The sequence below is a fragment of the Streptomyces solincola genome (assembly GCF_002982015.1).
Lineage (GTDB): Bacteria > Actinomycetota > Actinomycetes > Streptomycetales > Streptomycetaceae > Streptomyces > Streptomyces solincola.
Window position 1 is genome coordinate 1 of record NZ_PVLV01000657.1, and the last position, 4,174, is coordinate 4,174.

At 76.8% G+C, this 4,174-nt stretch carries 3 protein-coding genes; 1 reads left to right on the plus strand and 2 read right to left on the minus strand.

Annotation, left to right across the window (positions count from 1 at the left end; genetic code table 11):
* Nucleotides 1–1,051 (minus strand): molybdopterin-dependent oxidoreductase (locus C6N75_RS28890; RefSeq protein WP_105871801.1); only part of this gene is annotated, 1,051 nt, incomplete at its 3' end.
* A 362-nt stretch (nucleotides 1,052–1,413) separates the two neighbouring features.
* Between C6N75_RS28890 and C6N75_RS28895 the strand changes: the two genes are divergently transcribed.
* The gene (locus tag C6N75_RS28895) at nucleotides 1,414–2,793 is read left to right on the plus strand and encodes a helix-turn-helix domain-containing protein (protein WP_105871802.1); all 1,380 of its coding nucleotides are present in this window, start codon (nucleotides 1,414–1,416) and stop codon (nucleotides 2,791–2,793) included.
* A 40-nt stretch (nucleotides 2,794–2,833) separates the two neighbouring features.
* Here C6N75_RS28895 and C6N75_RS28900 read toward each other — a convergent pair whose 3' ends face one another.
* Nucleotides 2,834–4,153 (minus strand): M64 family metallopeptidase, encoded by a 1,320-nt coding sequence (locus tag C6N75_RS28900; RefSeq protein WP_105871803.1) that lies wholly within the window; start codon nucleotides 4,151–4,153, stop codon nucleotides 2,834–2,836.
* Nucleotides 4,154–4,174: the final 21 nt, after the last annotated feature.

Genomic DNA, 4,174 nt, shown 5'->3' on the forward strand with positions numbered 1-4,174 from the left:
GCCAGCGCGCACCGCCGTCGGTGCTGACCTCGACCGTGCGCACCGGGGCGGCACCGGACCAGGAGCGGCCGGTGAGCAGGGTGGGGCGGCGGGCCGGCAGGGTCGCCGCCCACTCCAGCTCGAAGGCGCTCTTGATGGTCTGCCGGGTCAGCGGGGCGCTGCCGCCCTCGGGGTGGCCGGGGCCGAACAGCCGGTAGAGGTCGGTGTTCCACGGCGAGTACAGCGGCACGTCGGCCACCTCGATGTCGCCGAGCCACTTGACGGAGGAGACCCCGATCCATCCGGGGACCACCAGCCGCACCGGGAACCCGTGGTCCGGCGGCAGCTCCTCGCCGTTCATCTCGTACGCCAGGAGCGCGTCGTCCAGGGCCTTGGCGACCGGCAGCGGGCGGCGCACCCGGCCGAGGTTCGCCCCGGCGACGACCACCTCGTCGTCCAGGCCGCGGGGCATCACGTCGACGGCGCGCCGGGTGATGCCTGCCAGCTTCAGCACGTCGGCGAGCCGCACCCCGCGCCAGCGGCCCACGCCGATCGCCCCCAGGGTCCAGGCCGTCCCGCTGACGTCCTGGCCCTGCTGGGTGGTGTAGAAGCTGCGCCCGTTGCCGGCGCACTCGATGCAGGCGGTGAGGGTGCGGGCGGGCAGGGCGCGCAGGTGGTCGTAGGTGAGGGTGAGGGGCCCGGCGCTCAGTCCGCCGCCCCACATGGTGAGCCGCCAGTCCCGGGCCTTGATCCGGGGGGTGGTGGTGTGGTTGCGGACGAAGAAGCGGTCGGCGGGGGTGTGGTGGCCGGTGCCGCGCAGTGCGGGGAAGCGGGTCTCGGCGTTGGTGCCGCGCAGGGTGAACAGCTCCGGCGGCAGCGGCTTGACGATGCCCGCGGCCGCGGCGGCACTTGGCGGGGAAGCGGTGGCGGCGAGGGGCAGGGCCGTGCCCGCGGCGGCGGCGAGCTTCATCAGGTCGCGGCGGGCGACGCCGTCGGCCCGCGCCTCGCCGCGGGCCCACTGGCCCCGCCGGTGGTGGTCGTAGACGGACTCCGACGAGGACGAGCGGGACATGGCGGCTCCTCGGGCGGCACGGCGGGGGCCGGGCCGGGAAGGGCGAACGACCCTCTCCCCGTACCGGTGGAAGGGACTGTTCCGGCCGACCCTAGGCACCTCGGGCGAGTCGCGGAAGGGCCGCCCGCCCGTGTACGCGATGCCGCAACACCGCCGCAACATGGGCCCGTTGGATTCGGGCGGAGGCGGCCCGGGGCGGCCGGGGCCGGGGACCCCCGCCACGGGGGCCCCGACCGCACCCGCGGCGGCGGGGATCCGTACCGGCCGTGGGACCTCGACGAGGCCCGGGCGCGACCTGCGTCCGGACGCGTCTTCCCCCGGGGCCTCGACCCGGTTCACGGCGCTGGGCGATCATGGAGCCCATGAGCGACCGAGAGGACCGGGGCGAACCGGACCGGGGGCAGGCGCAGTCGGGCGACCGGGAGCTGGGCGAACGGGTGCGGCGGCTGCGGCGGGAGCGCGGGCTGACACAGCGGCAGGTGGCCGAGCCGAGCTACACCGCGGGCTACATCTCCACCCTGGAGGCGGGGCGGGTCCGCCCGTCGGAGGCGGCGCTGCGCCATGTCGCGGACCGGCTCGGGGTGGGCTTCGACGAGCTGGCCACCGGGCGCTCGGCGCGGCTCGTCGGCGAGGTGCGGCTGCGGGCCGCCGACGCCCGGCGCGAGCTGGCGACCGGGGACGCCCGCACGGCGGACGCGCTGTTCCGGGCGGTGCGGGAGGACGCCGCCCGGCTCGACCTGCCGGAGGAGGAGGCGGCGGCGCTGCTGGGCCTCGGCGAGTGCGCCCTGGAGACCGGTGGGCTCCCGCAGGCCATCGCGCACTTCCAGGCGGCGGAGGACCTGCTGGCGGACGCGCCGCTGCACCGCAGGGTGCCGGCCCTGCGCGGACGGGCGACGGCCCATCTGCTCTCCGGGGACCTGCGGTACGCCTGCTATCTGCTGGAGACCGCCATCGACCGGCTGAACGCGGCCGGGCTGCCCGACCCCGAGGCGCTGGTGCTGCTCTATTCGGCGGTGATCGCGCCGTACATGGACATGGGCGCGCACACCCGGGCCGCCCAGGCCGCGGAGCTGGCCCTGGCGCTGGCGCCCAGGGTGGAGGACCCGGCACTGGTGGCGCGGATGCACCGGGGGGTGGCCCGCACCCTGATCGCCGAGGGGCGCACCGAGGAGGCCGCCGAGCATCTGGTCCGCGCGCAGGAGATGTACCGCAGGCTTCAGATCCGCACGGAGCTGGCGCACTGCCACTGGATGCGCGGCTATGTGCACGCCCAGGTCGGCGAACTGGAGCAGGCGGAGACCGAGTTGCGGACGGCGCGGGCACTGCTGCTGGAGCGGCGGGCGGAGCTGTTCGCGGCGCAGGTGGGCGTGGAGCTGGGGGACGTGCTGCGCCGCCGGGGCCGGGCCGGGGAGGCCGGGGAGCTGCTGGACGGACTGCTGGAGCGACTGGGGCCGGAGCACGGCGCGGTGCACGCGGGCGGCGCGCACCGGCTGCTGGGGCTGATGGCCGACGAGCGGGGCGACGCCGGCGGGGCCGAGCGCTCCTACCGGCGCGCCCTGGAGCTGCTGCGGCCGGCGGGGGCGGCCGGGGACGTGGCGGACCTGTGCAAGCTGCTGGGCGACCTGCTGCACCGCACCGGCCGCACCGAGGAGGCGGTCGCGGTCTACCGCAGCGGCCTGGCCCGGTACGCGGCGGCCGGCACCACCACGCTGGGCCCGGCGCCGGTCGAGCCGCCGGTGTGAGACCGGCGGCCCGCCCGGCGTACGGGCGCGGACGGGGGCGTCAGCGGCGTACGGTCCAGGTGAGGGTGGCGGTGAGGTCGCGGGCGCGCAGGGCGGGGTCGCGGACGTCGGGGGTGGGGTCGGTCACCGTGGCGGTGATCCGCCGGGCGCCGGAGCCGGCCGGGAGCCGGGAGGTGTCCAGCGTGGTGCCGGTGTGCGCGTACGGCCGGCCGTCGACCTGCCAGGTGACGGCGAGCCGGCGGCCGTCGGGGCGCTGCGGGAGCACTCCGAGGACCTGGCCGCCGCTCGCGCCGCGGGTGGTGGGCGCCTTGGCGGCGAGGCCGGCCTTGCGGTGGAAGGCGGCGATCATGGTCTCCCGGCCGGGGGCGTTGAACTCCCGCCCCAGGGTGCGCATGATCGAGTTCTGGCTGGGGCGGTGGATGCCGGTGGCGGCGTACTTGGCGCCCTCGTAGGTGCCGACGGTGCCGCCGTCCGGGGTGGGCCGGCCCAGCCAGCGGTACCACTTGAGCCGGTACTGGCTCATGGTCGCCTGCGGGTACACCGAGACGTTCGGCTCGGGCGGCTCGCCGCCCTGGTGGCGGCCGGGGCTGTCGTACTCGTCGGCCAGTCCGCCGAGCGAGTGGCCCAGTTCGTGGACGACGATCTGCCCGGCCTGGGCGTTGCCGCCGGCGGCGGTGGCCACCGTGCCGCCGGCGCCGCCGTAGGTGGTGCTGTTGGCCAGGGCGACGACCTGGTCGACCTGCGGGGCGGCCGCCGCGTACTGCGCGGCCTTGGCCTCGTCGACGCACAGCAGCCGGGCCATGCCGCCGCAGTGGTAGTTCATGTCCAGGGCGGTGTCGCGGCGCACGCCCAGGGCGGGGTCGTCGTCCACGCCGGTCTCCCGGGAGACGACGTCGACCTGCCAGACGTTGAACAGCGAGCGGTGGCTCTTGAACGGCTCGACCGCGAACAGCTCCTCGGTCTTGGAGCGGACGTGGCTTCGGTAGGCGCCGAGCTGGTCGGAGGTGTAGCCGTCGCCGACGAAGACCAGGTCGACCTTGGACGCGCTGGGGCCGTTGACCTCCACCGGCTCCACGGTGGCGGCCGCGGCGGCCCGGCGGGAGCGGGCGTCGGGCGCGGCCGGGGTCTGTCCGGCGACCGTGACGGTGCGTATGGAGCCGTCGGGTGAGAAGACCTCGCGGGTCTGGAGCACCGGGTCCCGCTCGGCGGCGGGCGCGGCCTCCACCCGGGGGGAGGCGAGGACGAGCGCGGCGGTGGTCAGCGCGCCGGCCAGGACGGCGGCGGTCAGCTTGCCGGTCCGGGAGCGCGGGCGGGGCGGGGCGGGCGTGGTCCTGCCGTGGGGGGTTCGGGTTCTGCGCATGGACGCGGGTCTCCTTGGCGT